Here is a 22,650-nt window from a genome sequence, read left to right as displayed (position 1 = left end):
ATGTCCTTCACCAATCGTCTCCTGCCCGGTCAGCTGACCCGCCTGACCGGCGTGCTGGCGACTACCGTGCTGCTGCTGGCCGCGCTGCCGATCATGACCATGATCGTCATGTCCTTCAGCGCCTCGGACACACTGGCGTTTCCGCCGTCCGGCTACAGTCTGCAATGGTATCGCTCGGCCTGGCAGACCTTTGTTTCGCCGGACAGCAGCGATGTGTTGTCGATGGGGCAGGCGCTCGGTACCAGCCTGATGGTGGCAGTCGCCACCATGTTCATCGCAGCGGCGATTTCGATTCCTGCGGCGTACGCGCTGCATCGCTTCGATTTTCCCGGCAAGAGCATCGTCGAGCAATTCATCGCGCTGCCGATGGTGTATCCGCTGGTGATGTTGGGGATTTCGCTGCTGCTGGTGTTTAACTATTTACCGGTTGAACTGGGCTTGTTCCGTCTGGTGATTGCGCACGTGATTCTGGCGTTGCCGTTCGCCGTCAAAAACTGTTCCGCATCGCTGGTCGGTATCGGCCCGGAATATGAAGAAGCGGCTTTCCTGATGGGCGCCAGCCCGTTGCGGGCGATGTTCGATGTCGTGTTTCCGCTGATGCGTCCGGGGATACTGGCCGGCATGTTGTTCGCCTTTATCGTCTCGTTCAATGAATTCACCGTGACCTTTTTTCTGTACGACATCAACAGCATGACGTTGCCGGTCTGGTTGTACAGCCGCACGGTATCGTCATTGGATCCGACTGTGTTTTCGTTTGCGGTGTTTATTGTCCTGATCGACTTTGTCCTGATCTGGCTGCTGGAAAAACTGGTTGGCGATGACGGTGTGGCGATTTAAGTCGGACTGACAGCGCGGACCGATAGCGCGCTATGGAACACCTTTAAATAATGCACGGAGAAACACCATGAGCAATAGTTTAGTCATCGAGAATATTTGCAAACAATTCGGCACCGGACACGGCGTCGCGCAAGTCGTCAAGAATATCAACCTGACCATTCCCGAAGGCAAGCTGGTGTGCTTTCTGGGGCCATCGGGCTGCGGCAAAACCACCTTGCTGCGCATGATCGCCGGACTCGAAATACCGAGCAGCGGACGGATGAGCATGGCGGGTCGCGATCTGACGGAAGTCCCTGCCTGCGAGCGCGATTTCGGCATGGTGTTTCAATCGCTGGCCTTGTTTCCGCACATGACCGTTGCTGCGAATATCGCTTATCCGCTGAAACTGCGCGGCATGGACAAGACAGCGCAGGCAAAACGTGTCGGCGAGTTGCTGCAGTTGATTCAGTTGCAGCACATGACCCATCGTCCGGTGGCACAGTTGTCGGGCGGTCAGCGCCAGCGGGTGGCGATTGCGCGGGCGCTTGCATCGGCACCAAAGCTGCTGCTGCTGGATGAACCGCTGTCGGCACTGGATGCCAAATTGCGCGAAGCGATGCAAGTCGAGATCCGTCAGCTGCAACAACGGCTCGGCATCACCGCCATCATGGTCACCCACGATCAGCGCGAAGCCATGACGATGGCCGATGTCATCGTGGTGATGGAGCATGGCCGGATTGCCCAGATCGGCACGCCGCTTGAGGTATATCGCGATCCGGTGAATGAATTCGTCGCTGATTTCATCGGCCTGGGAAATATTCTGCCGGCACAAGCGGCCGGGCCGGATAGCGTGCAACTGGCCGGAGGTCAGCAGATTCAGGTGCGGTCATCGGGCAAGCCCGCTCGCAGCTTTGCTGCAGGCCAGGAAATCCGGCTGTTGATACGCCCGGAAGATGTGTGCCTGCAAATGGATCAGCAAAACCACGCCGCAGAAAACTGCATTCCAGGCGAAGTCACATTTATCCGTGACGTCGGTTCATCGCTGGAAGCCACGATCAATTGCCGCGGCTTTGAACTGACCATCGCCGCCAGTCCGCGCGATGTGCCTGGCCTGATGCTCGGCATGCCGGTGGTGGCGCGACTGCCGCCGCATTCCTGCAAGTTGATCGACGCCAGCCCGCGTCAGTAATAAATTGTTTATTTAATTTTCACCGTTTTGTTCGGAATTTAATCGTTTCACACTCGCTCTCAAATTCACTCAAAAGGACTTTGCCATGTTTGCCTTAACTCACTCCGCCCGCCGTTTCTTCAAAGCCAGCAGCGCCATGCTGCTGTGTGCCGGGTTGCTGCATGCCGCGCCCAGCCAGGCCGACGTCGTCGACAATATCGCCAAATCCGGCACCGTGAAAATCGGCGTATTCATGGATTACCCGCCGTTCGGTTCGATCGGCCCCGATATGAAACCAATCGGCTATGACATCGACATGGCGGCCATCATCGGCAAGGCATTGAATGCCAAAGTCGAACTGGTGCAGGTTACCGGTGATAACCGCATGGCCTATCTGGCCGGCCGCAAAGTGGATTTGCTGCTATCGGTTGGACAAACACCCGAGCGCGACAAAGTGATCGATTTTTCCAATGCCTATGCGCCGTATTACCTGGCGGTGTTTGGCGGGAAAAAACTGGCGGTTAAAGCCGATGCCGATCTGGCCGGAAAAACCATTTCCGTCGCTCGCGGTACGTTAGAAGATTTGAGCATCACCAAGGTTGCGCCGCCGTCGGCCACCATCAAGCGCTTCGATGATCCGAATGGCGCGATCTCCGCTTTCCTCTCCGGCCAGGCCCAGTTGATGGTGGTCGGCAATGATGTCGGCGCCACCATCATGGCAAAAAATCCGTCCACCAGCCTGGAGCAAAAGTTCCAACTGTTCAGCTCTCCGGATCATGTCGGCCAAAACAAGAACGAGCCGCGCTTGATGAAGAAAGTCAACGACGCCATCGTCCAGGCTAAAAAAGACGGCAGTCTCGACAAGATTTCGAAGAAGTGGCTGCGGGTTTCGCTGCCGGCCGATTTGTGATCGCGTCGTATTGAATAAGCACTGACAACATCAGCACAGAGGCCGTCATGAGTTATGTCTTGGATTTCAGCGATTTACAACAGTATTCCGGCATGTTGCTAAAAGGAATTGCGATCACGCTCGGCTTGACCGCGATCTCAACCTTGCTGGGCGCGCTGATCGGCATTGGCGGCGCTGCGCTGCAGTGGATGGGCGGCAAGTGGAGCCGTGCGGTGATTGCCGGTTACGTCGAGCTGATCCGGAATACGCCGTTTATCGTCCAGTTGTTCTTTGTGTTTTTCGGTCTGCCGAGCATGGGTATTCAGATCACTGAAATGCAGGCAGCGGTGCTGGCGATGACGATCAATCTGGGCGCGTACACGATTGAAATCGTGCGCGCCGGGATCGAAGCGGTCTCGCATGGGCAGTATCAGGCGGCGCTGGCGATAGGGCTGACCCGGCGTCAGGCGTTTCGCTCAATCGTGTTGCCGCAAGCCATCGCCACCGTGTTCCCGGCGCTGGCTTGCCAGGTGCTGATCGTGATGCTCGGTTCGGCGGTGGTATCGCAGATTTCGGTCACCGATCTGACCTATGCGGCCAACTATATTCAGTCGCGCAATTTCCGCTCTTTTGAAATTTATTTGATCATCACCGCAATCTATCTGGTCTTGGCGATCGTCTTGCGACGCCTGATGAACCGGATGGCGCGCGGGCTTTTTGCAGGACGGGTGCGATGAACGAATTTACCTTGTGGGACATGGGCAGCAATCTGATGCTGGCGGCACGCTGGACGGTGTTGCTGTCGCTGATTGCGTTTGTTGGCGGCGGCGTGCTTGGCCTGGCGCTGCTGGTATTGCGTATTTCCGGCAACAAGTGGCTGGAGAAAGGCATCGATTGGTATATCGAAATCTTTCAGGGAACACCGTTGCTGATGCAGCTATTCATGGTGTTTTTCGGATTGCCCTTGATGGGCATCGAGGTTTCGCCGTGGCTCGCGGCGAGCGTGACGCTGACGCTGTATACCAGTGCTTATCTGGTCGAAATATGGGGCGGCTGCGTTAGCGCCATTGCACGCGGTCAATGGAATGCAGGTGCCAGCCTGGGCATGACCTATATCCAGCAGCTACGCTACATCGTCTTGCCGCAGGCATTGCGGATTGCGATCGCGCCGACCGTCGGTTTTCTGGTGCAGGTTGTGAAAAGCACGGCACTGACTTCTATCATTGGCCTCATTGAGCTGACCAAAACCGGCAATATGCTGACCAATTCAAGCTTCCGCCCTTTCCCGATCTACGGCATGGTGGCGCTGTTGTATTTCGCCATGTGTTTCCCTTTGACCTGGTATGCGCGCGCGCTGGAGCAGCGGCATCGGAATAACTCTTCTCGTTGAAAACATAAAATGAATCTTCTCGAAAATCCCCGCATTGATATGCCCGAAGCATGCGCAGCGTCGGCGCCGGCATCCAGGACCGCCACCTGCGGCGAAGTACTGGTGAAATTACTCGAAAACTATGGCGTCAAGCTGGTATTCGGGATCCCCGGCGTGCATACGGTTGAGCTGTATCGCGGTCTCGCCGCTTCGACCCTGCGCCATGTCACGCCGCGGCATGAGCAAGGCGCCGGTTTCATGGCCGACGGGTATGCGCGCGTCAGCGGCAAGCCCGGCGTTTGTTTCATCATCACCGGCCCGGGCATGACCAACATCGCCACCGCGATGGCGCAGGCGTATGCCGATTCGATCCCGATGCTGGTGATTTCCAGTGTCAATGCGCGTCATCAACTGGGCAACGGCAACGGCAATTTGCATGAGCTGCCATCGCAACGCAATGTGTTCGCCGGATTCACTGCGTTCTCGCATACGCTGATGTGCGCCGAAGATTTGCCGCAGGTATTGGCGCGGGCGTTTGCGGTGTTTGACAGCGCGCGTCCACGGCCGGTACATATTGAAATTCCACTGGATGTGATCGTCGCGCCAGCCGACCATATTTCGACCGCGATGCCGACCCGTTCATCCCGTCCGGGGCCGGATCAGCACAGCATATTGCAAGCTGCCGCATTGTTGCAGCAGGCACGCCGGCCGTTGATTCTGGCCGGTGGCGGCGCCGTCGATGCCGGTGCCGAATTATTGCAACTGGCCGAACGCCTGCAGGCGCCAACGGCATTGACGATCAATGCCAAGGGTTTGTTACCGGCGCAGCATCCGTTATTGCTTGGTTCGACCCAATCCACGGCCGTCACGCGCGCGCTGGTGAGCGAGGCCGACGTGGTGTTGGCGATCGGCACCGAGCTGGGCGAAACAGATTACGACACCGTATTCGACGGCGGTTTCCGGATTCCCGGCAAACTGATCCGGGTCGACATCGATGCACAACAGATCGCGCGTAATTATCCGGCGTCGATCGCCATGGTGTCCGATGCCGGTGCGGCGCTCAAGGCGCTATTGCAGCAATTGCCGTCCACCGCAGCGGAGCAAGTGGACGACTGGGGCGGCGCGCGCGTGGCGGTCTTGCGTCGAAAAATCGATGCCGAACTGGATCGTCCGACCCGGATGCAGCAGCGCTTCCTGCAGACCGTGGCTGCGACGTTGCCGAATGCGGTGTATGTCGGCGATTCGACTCAGCCGGTGTATGCCGGGAACATTACATTTGACGCCGATACGCCACGCACCTGGTTTAATTCATCGACCGGTTATGGCACGCTGGGCTATGCCTTGCCGGCAGCGATCGGTGCCAAATTGGGCTCTGCCGAAACGCCGGTGATTTGTCTGATTGGTGACGGCGGCCTGCAATTTACCATGCCGGAACTGGCGAGCGCGGTCGAGGCCAAGGTGCCGGTGATCGTCTTGCTCTGGAATAATCTGGGCTATGGCGAGATCAAGAAATATATGGAAAATCGGGATATCACGCCGGTCGGCGTCGATATCTACACGCCGGATTTCCTCACAATTGCAGGCGGCTTCGGCTGCCACGCCAAGCATGTCGCGACCCATGCCGAACTGGCCGCAGCGTTACAGCTGGCAACGCAATCCAGGGTACCGACGGTGATTGAAATTCTGGAATCCGAGTGGCATCAACAGGACGCTTAATATTCATGTCAAATCCTACACAGCAAGTCCAGCCGCACATCTACATCGGCGGCAAATGGTGCAACGCGCAGTCCGATCAACGGGCCAGTATCATCAATCCGGCAACGGAAGAGTTGCTAGGCGAGGTGGCGATGGCCAACGCGGCCGATGTGAATGCGGCAGTCGCCGCCGCCGTTGCCGCCCAAGCCGCGTGGGCCGCTACCTCAGGCCAGACCCGCGCCGGATATTTGCGGGCGATTGCGCAGGGTGTTTCTGCGCAACGCGAGCAGTTGGCGCAATTGCAAACGGCGAACAATGGCAAGCCATTGAGCGAGGCCATGATCGATGTCGAAGATGTGATCGCCACCTTCAACTATTACGCCGATCTGGCGGCAGAACTGGACGCGCAGCAGAATCAGCCAGTGACGCTGCCGACTGCCGACTATCGCGCCACCTTGCGACGCGAGCCGTGCGGGGTGGTCGGATTGATCGTGCCGTGGAATTTCCCGATGGTCACCACCGCCTGGAAAGTCGCGCCGGCATTGGCCGCCGGTTGCACCGTGGTACTCAAGCCATCGGAAATCACGCCGTTGCCGGAGCTGGCGCTGGCCGCCATCATCGATCAGATCAAGTTGCCGGCGGGCGTCTTTAATCTGGTGACAGGCAGCGGCACCGAAGTTGGTGCCGCGCTGGTGGCACACCCGGCGCTAGCCAAAGTCTCGTTCACCGGCAGCACCGCCGTCGGCAGCGCCGTGATGAAAGCCGCGGCGAACGACTTGAAAGGCATCAGTCTTGAATTGGGCGGCAAGTCGGCCGCGCTGGTGTTTGCCGATGCGGATATCGAACAGGCGGTCGATATCGTGTGCGGCGGCATCTTCTTCAACTGCGGCCAGATGTGTTCGGCAACGTCGCGCTTGCTGATCGAAAAAAGCATCGCTGAAAATTTCATCGCGCGCCTCAAACAACGCATAGAAACCATCGTCGTCGGCGATCCGTTGGCGCCGGCAACCCAGATGGGGCCGATTACCAGCGCCCAGCAATATCAGCGTGTGCAGCACTATATCCAACAAGGGCTGGCGAGCGGCGCGCAGTTGTTAACCGGCGGCGGCAGACCGGCAGGCCTTGAAAAAGGCTATTTCCTGACGCCTACCGTGTTCACCGATGTGCCGTTGGATAGCGCCATCTGGTGCGAGGAAATCTTCGGGCCGGTGTTGTGCATCAATACCTTCGATGGCGAAGACGATGCGATCCGCAGCGCCAATCACAGCGAGTTCGGCCTGGTCGCAACGCTATTGACCGGCGACGAACAACGCGCAGCCAGGGTGTCGGCGGCACTCCAGGTCGGGCTGGTCTGGGTGAATAGCGGGCAAGTGATTTTTCCGCAAACCTCGTGGGGCGGCATGAAAAAAAGCAGCATCGGCCGCGAGCTGGGGCCGTGGGGATTGCACGCGTTTCAGGAAATCAAGCATGTGATTTCTGCGGTGCGTAGCTGAGTTTGCGTAGGTAGTGGTTTGGAGAGCAAGCCGCAGCAATGCGCACGCTGTTGTGGGCATTACTGCCGGTATTCATAAAAAAAACAGATTTTTTTAACCCTTGGGAGTAATGCATGAAGAAAGTTGTTCTGGTTGCAGGTTTGTTGAGTGGTATCGCTGGTATGGCGCAAGCGCAAACCAACGTCACAATTTATGGCCTGATCGATTTGGGCCTGGACTATACCAACAATGTGCACACCAGCACCGGTGGTAAAAATCTGGTTTCAATGGACAGTGGCTACGCACAAGGCAGCCGCCTGGGTTTCAAAGGTAACGAAGACCTGGGTGGTGGCCTGAGCGCCTTGTTCCAGATTGAAAACGGTTTTGCCGCAGATACCGGCAAGCTGGGTCAAGGCGGTTTGATGTTCGGACGCCAGGCATTGGTCGGTTTGTCGAGCAAAACTGCCGGTGCCGTCACTCTGGGTCGTCAATACGACTCCGTGGTCGATTTCCTCGCGCCAATGACAGCGAATGGCAACTGGGCCGGTTACCTGTTCTCGCATCCACTGGATAACGACAACACCGATAACTCGTTCCGCATCAATAACTCGGTCAAGTACGCCAGCCCGACTATCGCCGGCTTCCAGTTCGGCGGCTTGTATGGCTTCGGCGAAAAAGCCGGCGCTACTTCCCAGAACCGTACTTACAGTCTGGGTGCGAGCTACGCTAACGGCCCATTGTCGGCCGGCCTGGCGTACATGAATCTGAGTGCTCCGGGTTCGACTGGTGCCGGCAATGGTTCCATCACGCCATCTGACGCTAACTTCACAGGCGTTAACAGCAAGCAAAAAATCTTCGGTGCCGGCATCAACTACGCGTTTGGTCCGGCGACGCTTGGGCTGGTGTATACCGGCACCAATCTGACCAATCCCGATGGTGGCAATGCTTACGTTGGCTCGTTTGCACCAGCCATCGGCACATTGAATTCGCTCAAGTTCCAGAACTACGAAATCAATGCCAAGTATGACTTCTCGCCAGCGTTTTACGTCGGTGCGATGTACACCTACACGAAAGCCAAGTACGACACATCGGTTGGCACTGCCAAACCGAAATGGTCGATGTTTGGTCTGATGGCGGATTACAGCTTCTCCAAGCGGACTGACGTTTATGCGCAAACCGTTTACGAAAAAGTTGGTGGCGACAAAACTGGATCGACACTTGATCAAGCCTACATCCCTGGTGCCGGCGACATTTCCAACAATGAAAAGCAAGTTGCCGTGCGTGTAGCAATCCGTCACAAGTTCTAAGTAGCATTCGGATATTGCAGGTTGTCGCGGCGCGCCAACCTGCAATATCCTGTCATTTTGCCGATTAGCGGCAGTAGCGAGACGTCCCTGGGAGACCCCCAGTTTTGCCCATTCGTACTTGAATGGGCATTTTTTATCAATGCTCTTTTAGTTAACACTCCTCTTTTTTAAGAGGGAAATAAAACGTCATGATTAAACTTAATAACGTCAGCAAATGGTACGGTCAATTTCAGGTGTTGACCGATTGCGCCACCAGCGTTGCCAAGGGCGATGTGGTGGTGGTGTGCGGTCCTTCCGGTTCCGGCAAGTCGACGCTGATCAAAACCGTCAACGGTCTTGAGCCGTTCCAGAGGGGCGATATCACCGTTGACGGCATTTCGGTCGGCGATCCAAAAACCAACCTGTCGACATTGCGCGCGCGCATCGGCATGGTGTTCCAGAACTTTGAACTGTTCCCCCATCTGTCGATTCGTGAAAATCTGACGATCGGCCAGATCAAGGTACTTGGGCGCAGCGTCGACGAAGCGACTGAAAAGGGTTTGAAGTATCTGGATCGCGTGGGCCTGATTGCGCAAAAAGATAAATTCCCGGGCCAATTGTCCGGTGGGCAGCAACAGCGCGTCGCGATTGCCCGCGCATTGTCGATGGACCCGATTGCGATGTTGTTCGATGAGCCGACGTCGGCGCTCGATCCTGAAATGATTAACGAAGTGCTGGACGTCATGGTTGGCCTGGCGCAAGAAGGCATGACCATGATGGTCGTGACCCACGAAATGGGTTTCGCCAAGAAAGTCGCCAACCGCGTGATCTTTATGGATCAGGGCCTGATCGTTGAAGATTGCAAGAAAGAGGACTTCTTCGGTGCTCCGCGCTCTGAGCGTGCGCGTGACTTCCTGGCGAAAATCATTCACTGATTTTCGTTTTTTAAAACGCCTCCTGGTACTGCGCGTTTCAATGATCGGCCAAAGGTGACTGCGATTCCTGACAGAAACAAAGTTAACATGGCAGAGACGATGAATGGTGCTGTCCGTGAATAAGTCGTGATCAGCCAAGCCCCGATACTTGGCCCCGACACTACGGCCAGCATTTGGAGACTACGCACCGATGTGCTGATGCGGCCAAGTAGCGCTTGTGGACACAGATTTTGCGTGTTGACACTGGATCCGATAGCGAACACCTCGTACCCTAAGCCGTTTAGGAACCATAGAACAATCAAGGTACTGCGTCCGAGCAGTTCAGGGGCGAAGTTTATGACTACGGCCGCACTTGAAACAGCAATCGAGAACATTGTCACGCCAATACGAATTAGCTTGATCGAAGAGGATTTATTGAAGATAAGACGGATCAGTGCCGCACCAACGACAGCACCTCCCCCTGTTGCAGACATGACCATCGAGAAAACGCCGGCATTAAATCCCTTTGAAGAGAGAAATGCTGCCAAATGAGGGTCATAAATTGCCAATCCCAAGGACATGCCTATGCCAAGAACGATGCTAAACAGGAGACTTTTCGGTAAGGTCTTAATAGACCGAAATCCAAAGAAAAGATCTTTTAGCAGGCCATTAACGGATCGCTTATGTACAGAATGCATGCGTGTTCCCACGCGCCCAAAAAATGGCAACATGGCCGCACAACTTAACGTTAAGGCTGCGGAAACAATAAAAACCAGTTGTGAATTCATGGTCAATGCCAGGGTGCCAGCCACCAAGGGAGTGCCAATTTTTGTTATTTGATCCAATGCACTCAAGCTACTAAAGTACTTTACACGTACCGGTGCGCAAACAACTCGATTGGTCAAAATTGCGCTGGCAGGCCAATACAGCAAATTAGCCAACCCTTTAAATAGCGTCAGGACTGCAAAAATCTGGAACCCCGGCGCAAAAGCGATCATCGCGGTCAGTACAGTTCTGGAAAGGGCTGCGATCATCATCGCTTTTCCGGGATCTGCTCTATCTAACAGGACGCCAATAAACGGGCCAAGAAAAAGACTGGGGAGACCGAAGCAAGCCGCCAGGAAAGCTATTTCTGCGGGACTTGATTTCCACAGGAAGGACGGCACGGTGAAAAGCAGAAATATGTCTATCCACTGCGCGAGTCCTGATAATGTCTGCGTTGCAAGTAAATGTCTTATGGTCCGAATATCATCGATAGATTTATTTTTCGGCGCCATTACGGCTTCCCTCTTAAGAACAACCTATCTTCAAATACAAATCCATCAAGTCCGTGTTGCATGCCAAACTTGTACAGATCACTTAGGCGGTTCAAACAACCTCCACCGTTGAAATTGAGGGATGTGTTGCACAAGACAGAGAGGCCTGATATTTCCCGGAATCGCATCAACAATTGGTGCAGATATTTGTTCTGACGGGTTGACACCGACTGCGGTCGAGCGGATCGGTCTACGTGTGTAACTGCCGGTATCCCTTCAGAGATCACCTTTCTGAACTCGAGCATGTAAGGACTTGGTGTGGCGGGAGAAAAATATATTCCCATGTCTTCTTCCAGGCAGACAGGGGCAATGGGGCGGAATTCTTCCCGGCGCTTAATGTCGTTCAGGCGATTTATCATTTCGGCAGATGCAGGAGAAGCCAAAATAGATCTGGCACCAAGCGCCCGCGGCCCTATTTCATAACGTCCCTTCATCCAGCCCAGCACTTTGCTGTCTTTTAGGGCCATAGCCACTTGCGCCTCATCATATGGGCTCTCAACAAAGCCAGGGCAAGAGTCTATATCCGCTACAGGTAGTTCACCGGCATATACAGACCAGCTTACCTTTGCCGTTCCCGTCCAATAGAGCATGGCGTCAATGGCAGTCCCGATTGCCGATCCACTATCGTTAGCGCATGGAGGAATAAATACATTACTGAAAAGATCGCTATTGATCCAGCGCGAATTCCACTCGCAATTCAAACCACACCCACCCGCGATAAGAAGCGGGTACTTATCCTTAACCAGAGAACGGGCCGCGGACTCGTAGAGCGCATATAGACGGTCAGAAAACAGCTTGGCAACTTCTGCGAAGTCAGGGTCAGTGACTCCACAGTTATAAAACCTGTTATCCATAAAGTCTTCCTTCCACAGATCCTGAGCTTTGAGGTCCGGATCAAGAAGGCGATCAATGAGTACAACATCCTCTTTGCAAATTTTTTTACCGGTTGCGTAGCTGGTAATTGCCATCAACTTGCCCGCATCGCTAAGTCGTATCGCTCCACGGCCCATCTTGAATAATGGATCTGCCAAAGCGTAAAGAAATGCATAGCGCATACCGGGATCAATAAGGATGTCATCCAATTTCGTGATCGTAACTTGCTCATCCACAAAATAGAATGCGCCGATCTGGCCCTCCCATACAACGGCATAACAAGGTATGCCTTGTTTAAATGGGGACAAACCATATGCGCAAAGAATATGAGAGCGTTCGTGGCTTGATGTGAACGAGGAAATCGTTTTTCCCATAAATTCCATGGGACGCTCTGATCCGGATTCAAGCCCACAGTAACCGGCCCCAATAGGATCTCCAGCAGGGCGCGCGCCAGCACTCCAGCCACCAGAAGCGACTACATCAGGAATTTTTTCGCAGGCAGACAAAGCCTTCATAAACGTCTCAGCGTTGATTTCCGCGTACCGGTTCCCGTTATCTTTTTCACTCTCGAAGGAGAACTTCAATTCTCCGTTTGAGATGTATGCAATCGCCCCATCGTGACCAGGTTTAATACCCAATATCCCTAAATTGTTTTTCGATTTTTTGACCATTACTCTGCGCTTTTACTCTTTGCGGTAAAAATTGCCCGATCTACTCTCGATAGAGAGCTGCCAGTTCCCTTTCCTGCGCCAACTACAAGTATCGGATGCTCGATCTCAGGGGCGCATTTCAATAAAGTGGCAAGTTCATTGTCATGAAAATACCCGGTTATCCACGGATGCAGGCCTGCGGCCGTGATGCAGAGGTTCAATGTTTGCGACAGGTGACCAACTTCCATCAGCATTGGACGGTAAGCTCTCGAGTGTGAGTATTTCCACCACATTTTGTCGAGCCGGCATGTCATTAACACGGCGAACGCCATGTCATTGGACCAGTTTTGGTTGCACATATAGGTGCCAATCCGGTGTTCTGGAGCGTCATCCGTCACGACTTCAAGTTGATGCCGACAAGATAAATAGTGGTAAATACCGGGGGCAAGGCCATCTACATTGATGGCCCACAAGTACGGTTCCGTGCATTGAAGCCCGCCAGCTGCAGGCGATGTGCGCCGGAAACCAAAATTTCTCATTCCCTTTACCAATGTAGTATCCGGCGACTTCTGATCGCCGAATGTAGCGAACAGCAGATTCGATACTTCCGACAGATCTACGCTTGACCGGTCAAAATCGCGACAGGTGCGACGTCGTGCCAGCGCATCCCAAAGAGAGATTGACTGGAACTTTCTCAAGTCCGGCGTTGGCAGTTCTATGATGCGACCACCGTTCACTACCTCGATTTCCGGCTCGTTGAATGCCAAGGATTCGCAGAACTCTATATAGCTGCGCGAATATTCCAAAGATAACGCTTCGTTACTCCCAGTCGTTGGGGGCGATGGATGACATGTACCAAAGTGAAAAATGTGAGAAAGCCAGTCCCAACCCCATTGAGAAGCTATTTTTTCCTCAGTTAGTACCCCAGCTTCCTGGATTTCCTGGTCAACCGGTGCGTCGGTCAGTACTGACCCAGTCGAGAACTCAATCAGCCTTGCGAGGTGTTCTTGTTCGAGTTCAAATTGGCTGTGAGACTTGTAGTTCCAGAAAATTAATTTTCCGTCATGAATTTTAAGGAAATGACAATGATCGAGCCAATGAACGTTGTTTGAGTTACTTTGCATCAAATTTTTTCTCCAAATTAAGAGGGGGGCGATCATTTGTCGCTCCCCCTCTTGCTGTGGGGCTAAATCTGCTTCGTAAGATCACAAAAATTCACTAATTTCACTTTTCTGAGGAACGATTGTTGTCAGGGACGAAGGGCGGTAATCGGGTCAAAGTACATTGGTCGCAGGTACGCATCGTTTGATTGATTTTTCAACACTGGTTCAATAATGATTTTTTTCATTTTATTGCTCCTATGATAAATATCACTCTCAAAGATAAGAGTGATAATTAGTCTAGTACAACAATTGGATGCTAGAAATACTCCAGAAACTTAACTTATCGAAGGAGTTCCGGACTCGGTGTCAGTTGGAGTTAATCCTGGTCGAACGCGATGGTATGTTGGTCGGCGCGGATAAATGCAACTTTGCAGGGCGGATTGATGCAGCTATTCCTGGCTCAAAATCGCGTCAAATGCTGGCTGGGCCTATTTCAAATGCAGGGCATGACAGTTAGCAACCGTAAGTAAATCAGCCACGTCGTGCTAGCCCATTACCTTCAAACTGACCCGCCTCCCCTGAGAGGGAAGGCGACCGGCGAATAAGTGTTATCAACGTCGCGGCACGCCCGGCAGCACGCACAACATCTCAAACGCCAGATTGGCCGCCAGCAACGCGGTCGTACCGTGTGCATCGTACGGCGGCGCGACTTCCACGATATCGGCACCGACAATGTCCAGGCCCCAGGCGCCACGAATAATTTCCAGTGCCTGCGGGACCGTCAGACCGGCGATCTCCGGTGTGCCGGTGCCCGGTGCATAGGCGGGATCGATGCCGTCGATGTCAAAACTCAGGTACACCGGGCCACCGGCCAGGCGGGTGCGAATCTCTTCCATCAATGGCGTCATTGACTTGCCCCAGCATTCTTCGACCTGCACCACTTTGAAGCCCTGATCGCGGCACCAGTCGAAATCTTCGGCCGTGTAGCCAGTACCGCGCAGGCCGATTTGGACGACGCGATCGCAATCCAGCAAACCTTCGTCGACGGCGCGGCGGAACGGTGTGCCGTGGGCGATTTTCTCGCCGAACATCGTGTCGTTGACGTCGGCGTGCGCGTCTACGTGGATCAGGCCGATCTTGCCGTATTTGCGATGCAAGGCGCGCAGGATCGGTAGCGCAATCGTGTGATCGCCGCCCAGGGTGATCGGTTTGCAGCCGGATGCGACGATGCCGTCATAGGCGTTCTCGATCAGGCGGATCGAGTCCATCAGGTTGTACGGGTTGATTGCGACGTCGCCGATGTCGGCAATTTGCAGCGCGTCAAACGGTGCCGCGCGGGTCGCCATGTTGTAGGGACGCAGCAATACCGACTCGGTACGAATCTGGCGCGGGCCGAAGCGGGCGCCGGAGCGGTTCGAGGTGCCGAGGTCGAACGGCACGCCGACAAAACAGGCATCCAGTTCGGCGCTGCTGGTGACGTGCGGCAGCCGCATCATGGTGGCGATACCGCCAAAGCGTGGCATATCGTTGCCGCCTAGCGGTTGATAGTGAGGGGTTTCTGACATGACAGGCTCCAGGAAGGGATGGGTGTTTGTCAGAGTAATGTAGCCGCTAAACACTTCAATAAAAATGCGTGTAATGGAATACTCACATTGATATTTTTCGATGTAAGATCGTTGTTATTCACTCTGCCCAATAAACCGCTGCGACTAGCATGCTAAATACCTTATCCGATCTCGATCTGCGCCTGATCCGGGTTTTTCTGTCAGTGGTCGATGCCGGTGGTATTTCTGCCGCGCAGACCGCATTAAATGTCAATCAATCAACGATCAGCACTCAGCTGTCGACGCTGGAAACCAGGCTCGGGTTTCGCCTGTGCGAGCGTGGCCGCGGCGGTTTCCGGCTGACGCCGAAGGGTGTCCAGTTCGTCCAGGCTAGCCGGGGTTTGCTGCAGACTGTCGATCATTTTTGTCTGGATGCGCGCCAGATGGGGCATAAGCTGGTCGGCCAGTTGAAGCTGGGATTGATTGGACATGCCGCGATCAGCGCCAATGCGCGCTTGAGTCAGGCGATCGCGCGTTTTCGACAGCGCGACGAAGCGGTTACGCTGTCGCTGGCGGTGCTGGCGCCAGGGCAGTTGGAGGAAGAGGTCACCAATGGCCGGCTGGATGCCGGGATCGGCTATTTCTGGCATCGACTGCCTAGCCTGGAATACGTCGCGCTATATACCGAGCATCAGGTTGCCTATTGCGCTGCCGAGCATCCATTGTTTGCAAAGGCCGGGATGCTGGTCCCGGCGCAACTGGCTGCTTATGACTGGGTCTGGCGCAGTTATCCGTTACCGGAAGCGGACGGCCCCGACGGTTCGCTGGCGCCGGGCCAGGTGACGGCGCTGGCTGACAACATGGAGGCGGTCGCGGTATTGATTTTGTCGGGACAACATCTGGGGTTTTTACCCGCGCATTTTGCCGCGCCGCTGGTACAGCAAGGTTTGCTGGCAGCGCTGAATCCGGCATTGCTTCAATATCATGTCACATTGCATATGGTGATCCGTCGTCAAGCCAGTCGCAGCGAGGTGCTACAGGCATTTCTGGAGGATCTGGTGGCAGCGCATCAGGATGGCTGAGTTCGGGACTCTACTTCTATTCGTGCAAGACCCGCCGCTTTGGTTTGATCGCTGCGCATGGGTGGCTCAGGCTTTGATTTGAATGAGATAATACGGCATTCACCAAAGCTTCGGATCGCCTGCCATGTCCCAATTTGCTCCTCTCAAGAACGATACTTTCCTGCGCGCATTGCTGCGCCAGCCGACTGATTACACCCCGTTGTGGCTGATGCGCCAGGCCGGTCGCTATCTGCCTGAGTACCGTGCAACGCGGGCCCGCGCCGGGTCTTTCCTGGGGTTGGCCAAGAATCCGGATTACGCTACCGAAGTCACATTGCAGCCGCTGGAGCGCTTCCCGCTGGATGCGGCGATTCTGTTTTCGGACATTTTGACGGTACCGGACGCGATGGGGCTGGGACTGTACTTTGCAGACGGCGAAGGGCCGAAATTCGAGCGCCCGCTGCGCGACGAAAAGGCGGTGATGGCGTTGCGCGCACCAGATCTGGGCAGTCTCGACTACGTTTTCAACGCAGTCACCCAAATCCGTACCGAGTTGAATGGCCGCGTGCCGCTCATCGGGTTTTCCGGCAGCCCGTGGACGCTGGCATGCTACATGGTCGAGGGCGGCGGTTCGGATGATTTCCGCACGGTCAAAACCATGTTGTACAACCGTCCGGACCTGATGCACCACATCCTCAGCACCAACGCGGCGGCAGTGGCAACGTATTTGAATGCGCAAATCGACGCCGGCGCGCAGGCTGTCATGATTTTCGATACCTGGGGCGGCGCTCTGGCTGACGGCGCATATCAGGACTTTTCGCTGGATTACATGCGTCAGGTAATGGGGCAACTGAAGCGTGAGAAGGATGGCGTGCCAATTCCGGCAATCGTATTCACCAAAGGCGGCGGCTTGTGGCTGGAGCAAATTGCGAATATTGGCGCCGATGCGGTCGGACTCGACTGGACCGTCAACCTGGCCGAGGCCCGTGCGCGCGTCGGTCATAAGGTGGCACTGCAGGGCAATCTCGATCCGGTGGTGTTGTTCTCGAATCCGGAACAGATTCGCGCCGAAGTGGGGCGGCTTTTAGCGGCCTATGGTGCGCCGACGGCTGACAACGGCCATGTATTCAACCTCGGTCATGGCATTTCCCAGTTCACCCCGCCCGAAGCGGTTGCGGTGATGGTGGAAGCGGTACACGACATTAGCCGCAAGATGCGTAGCGTTGATTGACAGGCCGGAAGTGTCCCGCATACCAAGCTGATGATGTTGCTTTGCTCATGAGGCGGTGGTGCGGCGCTAAGCCGCATCTGGCTTGATTGCACTGCTTTGGTGAGTTCCGAACTGCCAACAGCCTTTTCCTTAGCATACTAATCCGGCCTTGTTGCTTCAGTTATGCACAATATAAATCCATTGCAATGCAGAAATTATTCATATCCATAGTTATTATTTGTTGCATTTTGAATTTTATAAGCCATTGAATTATAACGATTTATTTTTTGCATTTACTTTGGGCAAGATGTTGGAACTGGCGTCAGATATGGCGCTAACGTGTATCCGGAGGGGGTTACCCACAAAGTTATCCACAGGCTTTGTGGGCAATTTGAAAAGTACTTATGAAACCTGCACTTATGGCATTTCCTAATGTTTTACTTTAAGTAAAGGGGCAGGTGGTCTGGATGTCAATTATCGGCTGTTTAACATTTCTTGTTATTAACATTTCAGTCAGGCCAATTTTCCCTGTGCAATCGAATTTCACTATGCAGGATTTCTACTTGCAATTTTTCTTCAAGCCTGATCCTTTTTGGGGCATCAGAATTTGACTTGTGCACAAATTTAACTTTACGGTGGCGCTCGGAGAAAAATAATAAAATATATTTTTTGTGACCAAAGTGTTTTGTAAGTCATTGATTTTAAATAAGATATTTTTTGCCGTTCATTTGTGCATTTCATCGAGCCCCGCGTAAATAGTGCGTTTCCGCCTGTCAAGTCGATGTTATCCACAAAGTTATCCACAGAAGCTGTGGATAGCTTTAAAAGCGCTTATGAAACCGACAGTTAGCCTCTTTCCTCAGGATTCACTTTAACTTCGTGAAACAATGCATCTTCCAGGTCGTCCTCGACACCCCCCTTGACAGCAGCTTTGACTATCGTTGGCAGACAACCGATGAGGCGGAGCCTATCCCTCAAACGGGGCAGCTTGTACAACTCTCGTTCGGCCGGCGCGAGGTGGTGGCCATGATCGTCGGCAGCAGTCAGCACAGCGATGTGCCGGCCGCCAAGTTAAAAGATGTTCAGGCAGTGCGTCATCAGTTGCTGCCGCTATCGCCGCAGTGGCTGGCCTTGTGCCGATTCGCCGCCGATTATTACCAGCGCCCGTTGGGTGAGGTGACGTTGCCGGGCTTGCCAAAAAATCTGCGTGCGCTAACCACGGTTGCACTTGATCGCGGCTTGAAAAAACTGCAACAAGTCGGCGAGGCGCATGACGCAACGCCAATCGACGTACCGCCACTCAATCCATCGCAACAACAAGCTGCCGATGCCATCGCCGGCGCTACCGGATTTGTGCCGACTTTATTGTATGGCGTCACTGGCAGTGGCAAAACGGAGGTCTATTTACAGGCGGCTGCAAAAATTCTGGCGCATAGCGGCGACGAAATCAACCCTGCGCAAATTCTGATCCTGGTACCGGAAATCAACCTGACCCCGCAACTGGAGGGCAACATCCGCGCGCGTTTCCCCGGTGTCATGGTGGCAACTTTGCACAGCGGTCTGGCCGAGGGCGAGCGCATGCGGCACTGGCTGGCTGCGCATCTGGGGCAGGCGCGCATCATACTGGGGACCCGGCTCGCGGTGCTGGCATCGCTGCCGCACCTAAGGCTGATCGTCATCGATGAAGAGCATGACCCATCTTACAAACAGCAAGAAGGCCTGCGCTATTCGGCACGTGATCTGGCCGTATGGCGCGCGCACCAGTTAGGTATTCCTATCGTCCTGGGTTCGGCCACACCGTCGCTGGAAACCTGGCACCACGCGCAGTCCGGTCGTTATCGCAAACTTGAATTACGGGAACGTGCGGTCAGGAATGCGGTGTTGCCAGTGGTACGACTGGTGAATATGGAGCATGACAAGCCGACCGAAGGGCTGACTTCAACGCTAATCAGCGCACTGAAGCTGCGCTTACAGCGCGGTGAACAATCGCTGTTATTCCTGAACCGTCGCGGTTACGCGCCGGTGATCGCCTGTGATGCCTGCGGCTGGGTCAGCAACTGCACGCGTTGCACGTCGTTCATGGTGTTGCACAAGCCGGAAAGCCGTCTGCGTTGTCATCATTGCAGCCTGGAATTGCGCATTCCCAAATCCTGCCCAACCTGCGGGAATGTCGATTTGCAACCGCTGGGCCGTGGTACGCAGCGTCTGGAAGAAGGGTTGCAGGCGATGTTTCCGGAGGCGCGGGTGTTGCGCATTGATGCAGACTCGACGCGCCGCAAGGGCAGCGCCCAGACGGCGTTCGACAGCGTCCATCGGGGCGAGGTCGATATTCTGATCGGCACGCAGATGGTGGCCAAAGGCCATGACTTCAAAAATCTGACGCTGGTTGGCATCCTGAATCCCGACACCGCGCTGTTTTCGCACGATTATCGCGCCAGCGAGCGTCTGTTTGCGCAGCTGATGCAGGTCGCCGGGCGCGCCGGCCGTGCTGCACAAAAGGAGGGCGGTAGCGCCAGCGAAGTGCTGATTCAGACGCGTTATCCACAGCATCCCTTGTATTCGGCAGTGATCGCGCACGATTACGATCACTTTGCCAGCGCGCTGCTGGAAGAGCGGCAGCAAGCGCACTTACCGCCGTATATCTATCAGGCGCTGTTGCGCGCTGAAGCCAAAGAACTGGAAACCGCCATCGACTTCCTGCAACAGGCGGCAACCTGCCTCGAACATGGTGGCATTACGATGAACGATCCAATTCCGATGACCATGACCCGGGTCGCCAACGTGGATCGCGCGCAGCTGCTGATTGAGTGCCCATCGCGTCCGGCATTGCAGGCATTCTTAACCGACTGGATGGCGGTATTGCGGACGATCAAGACCCGTGCCAAGTGGTCGCTGGAAGTCGATCCGGTTGATATTTGAAATTGGAGCGTTAGTTTAAGAATTTTCCTACAGCCATGAGCCGCACGATTCGCCTAACCTGATTTCCATGACAACAGATCGTTAAGGCGGAAACGAAGCCCGATTGGAAATCGTATCCATTTGATATGAATTGAGGTGATCGTTTGATCCTTGATCCTCATCACTTTATTTTAGGGAGGGGCATGCGAAAGATTATTTTAGCCGACGAGCATCCCGTTATTATTGCTGGTGTGCGCGCGTATATCGACCGGGTTCCAAATCTTTCAGTTGCGGCTATCGCAACTTCCACCGATCAGTTAGTGGCCCGATTGGCGGATACCAGATGTGATGTTTTGATAACTGATTTTTCGATGCCGATGCAGCGCATGTGCGACGGCTTTTCCCTGCTGTCGTACGTCAGACGACGTTACCCGGATGTGTGTTTGATTGTCCTCACCATGAACAGGATGCCCGCCGTGCTGTATCAGATCATCAAATGCGGCGTAGACGGCTTGTTGCACATGAATGATGAAATTGCCGAAATCAGGGATGCGATTGAAGGCGCCTCAAGTAATTCACGCTACATCGGCACGTCAGTGCGCGAGATTTTGCGTTCCGGCCCGCTGGGAAAAATGCCGACACCACGGGAAACCGAAGTATTGAGAATGTATGCAGACGGCCACAGCATGCATGAAATCGCCACCCGCCTGAACAAAAGCGTCAAAACGGTTGGTTTGCAAAAATCTGCGGCGATGAAAAAGATGGGTCTGAAGAATGACATTGAACTTGGGCGTTACTCACGTGGCGGCATCGAACCTCTCGAGATTAATTTATTGGCACCTCCCAGCTGATTTCGCCTTGCTGATGCCGGCAAAATCCTCTAAAAACCGACTGAAGTCGCTATACTTGGAGGAATCGCCGCATCAGGCAGCCAGGAAGTTAGAATCAAATGAACAGCATCAAGCAAGACGCCGCGTCCAACAGCCTGCCACAGTCCAAGCACGAAATTCGGCCCGGCCAATCGATTGAACTGTTAAAGGAGCTGCATATCCTGACCCGTGACGGCAAGCTGAATCAGGACAGTCGTCGCAAGCTCAAGCAGGTGTATCACCTTTATCAGTTCATCGAACCCTTATTGCAGGAAATCCAGCAAGAGCACGCCGGCGTCCAGCTGGTCGATCACGGTGCCGGAAAATCCTATCTGGGTTTTATTTTGTACGACTTGTTTTTCAAGACGCTGACCGATGGCTCGCATATTTTTGGCATTGAAACGCGCGAAGAGCTCGTCAAAAAATCGCAGGAGTTGGCGCATAAGCTGGAATTCCCTGGCATGTCGTTTCTCAACTTGTCGGTCGCCGATTCGACTGAGTCCGCTTTGCTTCCCGCACGTATTGACGTTGTGACGGCATTACATGCATGTAATACCGCCACTGATGATGCGATACAGTTCGGCTTGAAAAAGCAGGCCCGTTTCATGGTGTTGGTGCCATGCTGTCAGGCAGAAGTAGCATCGGTATTGAAGAAAAACAAGGGAAAATCCCTGACCAAAGAAGCGCTTACAGAAATTTGGCGGCATCCGCTGCATACGCGTGAATTCGGCAGCCAGATCACTAACGTGTTACGGTGTCTTCAATTGGAAGCGCACGGATATCAGGTCAGCGTGACGGAATTGGTAGGTTGGGAACATTCGATGAAAAACGAATTAATCATCGCTACCTACAAGGATTTACCACGCAAACGGCCTACCGAACGCTTGCGGGAAGTGCTGCACACTCTTGGTCTCGAAGAAATGCAGGCGCGATTTTTTACTGCGCCTGACGCGTAGGCGTAGTCGCCGACGTCGCAAGAGTTTGAACCGGTATTAGCAGGATGGGACGTCTCGAGAGGGACGTCACATATGGCGTCACCCAATAACCGCTCGCAGAATCGCATCACATTTTTTCGTAGCAGCGGGCGTCTACCATCGTACAACCTAACCAAGGAGAGCGAAATGACGAAGGCAAGCGGCTCACATGCAGTGAAAGAGTTCACTAAAGCCCCATTGACCGAAGAAGGCTTGACCGAGACGGTGCAGAGAATTCAGGCGGGTGCCGACGAATTCGGCCTGCTGAGTCATCCCGGGCGTGTAGCATTGATCCAGAAAGTCACCGAGCAATGGGAGCAGGATTTCGTTGCCGGTTTCCACATTTCCGATGACCTTGCCAAAGCCGGGGAAGATTATGCAGCGATCGAGCAGGGCGATAAGTACCCAAGTCTTTCCGACTCTGTGCGTGAAGCCTTATTAAAGCGTTTCGACGATCGCTATGGTGACGGTGGCCCGCGCCAATGGCGGGACCTGAATGGCGCTTAGGCGCCCGTTCTGAGTTCCAAGCGATAATATTATGGA

At 54.3% G+C, this 22,650-nt stretch carries 19 protein-coding genes; 15 read left to right on the top strand and 4 right to left on the bottom strand.

Annotated features, from left to right (window positions below):
* From AC3CHX_RS27375 to AC3CHX_RS27335, 9 genes are all read left to right on the top strand, one after another.
* A complete protein-coding gene (locus tag AC3CHX_RS27375) occupies positions 1 to 837 on the top strand; it encodes an ABC transporter permease (protein WP_488644952.1) in 837 nt (278 codons plus the stop codon).
* Between the two features lie 67 nt (positions 838 to 904).
* Positions 905 to 2,005, top strand: a complete 1,101-nt coding sequence (locus AC3CHX_RS27370; protein WP_488631089.1) for an ABC transporter ATP-binding protein — start codon at positions 905 to 907, stop codon at positions 2,003 to 2,005.
* 136 nt (positions 2,006 to 2,141) lie between these two features.
* Positions 2,142 to 2,894: a transporter substrate-binding domain-containing protein gene (locus AC3CHX_RS27365; protein WP_488644951.1), complete on the top strand. Its 753-nt coding sequence runs from the start codon at positions 2,142 to 2,144 to the stop codon at positions 2,892 to 2,894.
* Between the two features lie 47 nt (positions 2,895 to 2,941).
* Positions 2,942 to 3,610, top strand: coding sequence for an amino acid ABC transporter permease (locus AC3CHX_RS27360; protein ID WP_488631088.1), 669 nt, complete (start codon positions 2,942 to 2,944; stop codon positions 3,608 to 3,610).
* Positions 3,607 to 4,263 carry an amino acid ABC transporter permease gene (locus AC3CHX_RS27355; protein ID WP_488631087.1) on the top strand — a complete coding sequence of 219 codons (657 nt, stop codon included), beginning with the start codon at positions 3,607 to 3,609 and terminating at the stop codon, positions 4,261 to 4,263. The genes AC3CHX_RS27360 and AC3CHX_RS27355 overlap by 4 nt, the downstream gene beginning before the upstream one ends.
* Before the next feature lie 9 nt (positions 4,264 to 4,272).
* Positions 4,273 to 5,958 carry a 5-guanidino-2-oxopentanoate decarboxylase gene (locus AC3CHX_RS27350; RefSeq protein ID WP_488631086.1) on the top strand — a complete coding sequence of 562 codons (1,686 nt, stop codon included), beginning with the start codon at positions 4,273 to 4,275 and terminating at the stop codon, positions 5,956 to 5,958.
* Between the two features lie 5 nt (positions 5,959 to 5,963).
* Positions 5,964 to 7,430, top strand: coding sequence for an aldehyde dehydrogenase family protein (locus tag AC3CHX_RS27345; RefSeq protein ID WP_488631085.1), 1,467 nt, complete (start codon positions 5,964 to 5,966; stop codon positions 7,428 to 7,430).
* A gap of 113 nt (positions 7,431 to 7,543) precedes the next feature.
* Positions 7,544 to 8,716 (top strand): porin, encoded by a 1,173-nt coding sequence (locus AC3CHX_RS27340; RefSeq protein WP_488631084.1) that lies wholly within the window; start codon positions 7,544 to 7,546, stop codon positions 8,714 to 8,716.
* 188 nt (positions 8,717 to 8,904) lie between these two features.
* Positions 8,905 to 9,630, top strand: coding sequence for an amino acid ABC transporter ATP-binding protein (locus AC3CHX_RS27335; protein ID WP_488631083.1), 726 nt, complete (start codon positions 8,905 to 8,907; stop codon positions 9,628 to 9,630).
* Here AC3CHX_RS27335 and AC3CHX_RS27330 read toward each other — a convergent pair.
* The 4 genes from AC3CHX_RS27330 to speB form a co-directional block, all read right to left on the bottom strand.
* Entirely contained in the window at positions 9,624 to 10,886 is a 1,263-nt protein-coding gene (locus AC3CHX_RS27330; RefSeq protein ID WP_488631082.1) for an MFS transporter, read from the bottom strand. The two genes, AC3CHX_RS27335 and AC3CHX_RS27330, sit on opposite strands and share 7 nt — an antisense overlap.
* The gene (locus tag AC3CHX_RS27325; RefSeq protein ID WP_488631081.1) at positions 10,886 to 12,469 is read right to left on the bottom strand and encodes a carbamoyltransferase C-terminal domain-containing protein; all 1,584 of its coding nucleotides are present in this window, start codon (positions 12,467 to 12,469) and stop codon (positions 10,886 to 10,888) included. Before AC3CHX_RS27325 ends, AC3CHX_RS27330 begins: the two co-directional genes overlap by 1 nt.
* The gene (locus AC3CHX_RS27320) at positions 12,469 to 13,608 is read right to left on the bottom strand and encodes a SagB family peptide dehydrogenase (RefSeq protein ID WP_488631080.1); all 1,140 of its coding nucleotides are present in this window, start codon (positions 13,606 to 13,608) and stop codon (positions 12,469 to 12,471) included. The genes AC3CHX_RS27325 and AC3CHX_RS27320 overlap by 1 nt, the downstream gene beginning before the upstream one ends.
* Before the next feature lie 554 nt (positions 13,609 to 14,162).
* Complete coding sequence (gene speB, locus AC3CHX_RS27315) at positions 14,163 to 15,116, bottom strand: agmatinase (protein WP_488631079.1); 954 nt, start codon at positions 15,114 to 15,116, stop codon at positions 14,163 to 14,165.
* A gap of 149 nt (positions 15,117 to 15,265) precedes the next feature.
* Here speB and AC3CHX_RS27310 point away from each other — a divergent pair, with 149 nt between their 5' ends.
* The 6 genes from AC3CHX_RS27310 (at position 15,266) to AC3CHX_RS27285 (ending at position 22,614) form a co-directional block, all read left to right on the top strand.
* Positions 15,266 to 16,177, top strand: coding sequence for a LysR family transcriptional regulator (locus AC3CHX_RS27310; protein ID WP_488631078.1), 912 nt, complete (start codon positions 15,266 to 15,268; stop codon positions 16,175 to 16,177).
* A 124-nt stretch (positions 16,178 to 16,301) separates the two neighbouring features.
* On the top strand, positions 16,302 to 17,387 hold the full coding sequence (gene hemE, locus AC3CHX_RS27305; protein WP_488631077.1) for a uroporphyrinogen decarboxylase: 1,086 nt from the start codon (positions 16,302 to 16,304) through the stop codon (positions 17,385 to 17,387).
* 858 nt (positions 17,388 to 18,245) lie between these two features.
* Complete coding sequence (locus AC3CHX_RS27300) at positions 18,246 to 20,285, top strand: primosomal protein N' (RefSeq protein WP_488631076.1); 2,040 nt, start codon at positions 18,246 to 18,248, stop codon at positions 20,283 to 20,285.
* A gap of 182 nt (positions 20,286 to 20,467) precedes the next feature.
* Positions 20,468 to 21,115, top strand: coding sequence for a response regulator (locus tag AC3CHX_RS27295; protein WP_488631075.1), 648 nt, complete (start codon positions 20,468 to 20,470; stop codon positions 21,113 to 21,115).
* A gap of 98 nt (positions 21,116 to 21,213) precedes the next feature.
* Positions 21,214 to 22,089 (top strand): class I SAM-dependent methyltransferase, encoded by an 876-nt coding sequence (locus tag AC3CHX_RS27290; RefSeq protein WP_488631074.1) that lies wholly within the window; start codon positions 21,214 to 21,216, stop codon positions 22,087 to 22,089.
* A 165-nt stretch (positions 22,090 to 22,254) separates the two neighbouring features.
* Positions 22,255 to 22,614 carry a hypothetical protein gene (locus AC3CHX_RS27285; RefSeq protein WP_488631073.1) on the top strand — a complete coding sequence of 120 codons (360 nt, stop codon included), beginning with the start codon at positions 22,255 to 22,257 and terminating at the stop codon, positions 22,612 to 22,614.
* Positions 22,615 to 22,650: the final 36 nt, after the last annotated feature.

The sequence above is a fragment of the Glaciimonas sp. OK215 genome, assembly GCF_057787885.1.
This window is presented reverse-complemented; position numbering and strand designations above follow the sequence as displayed.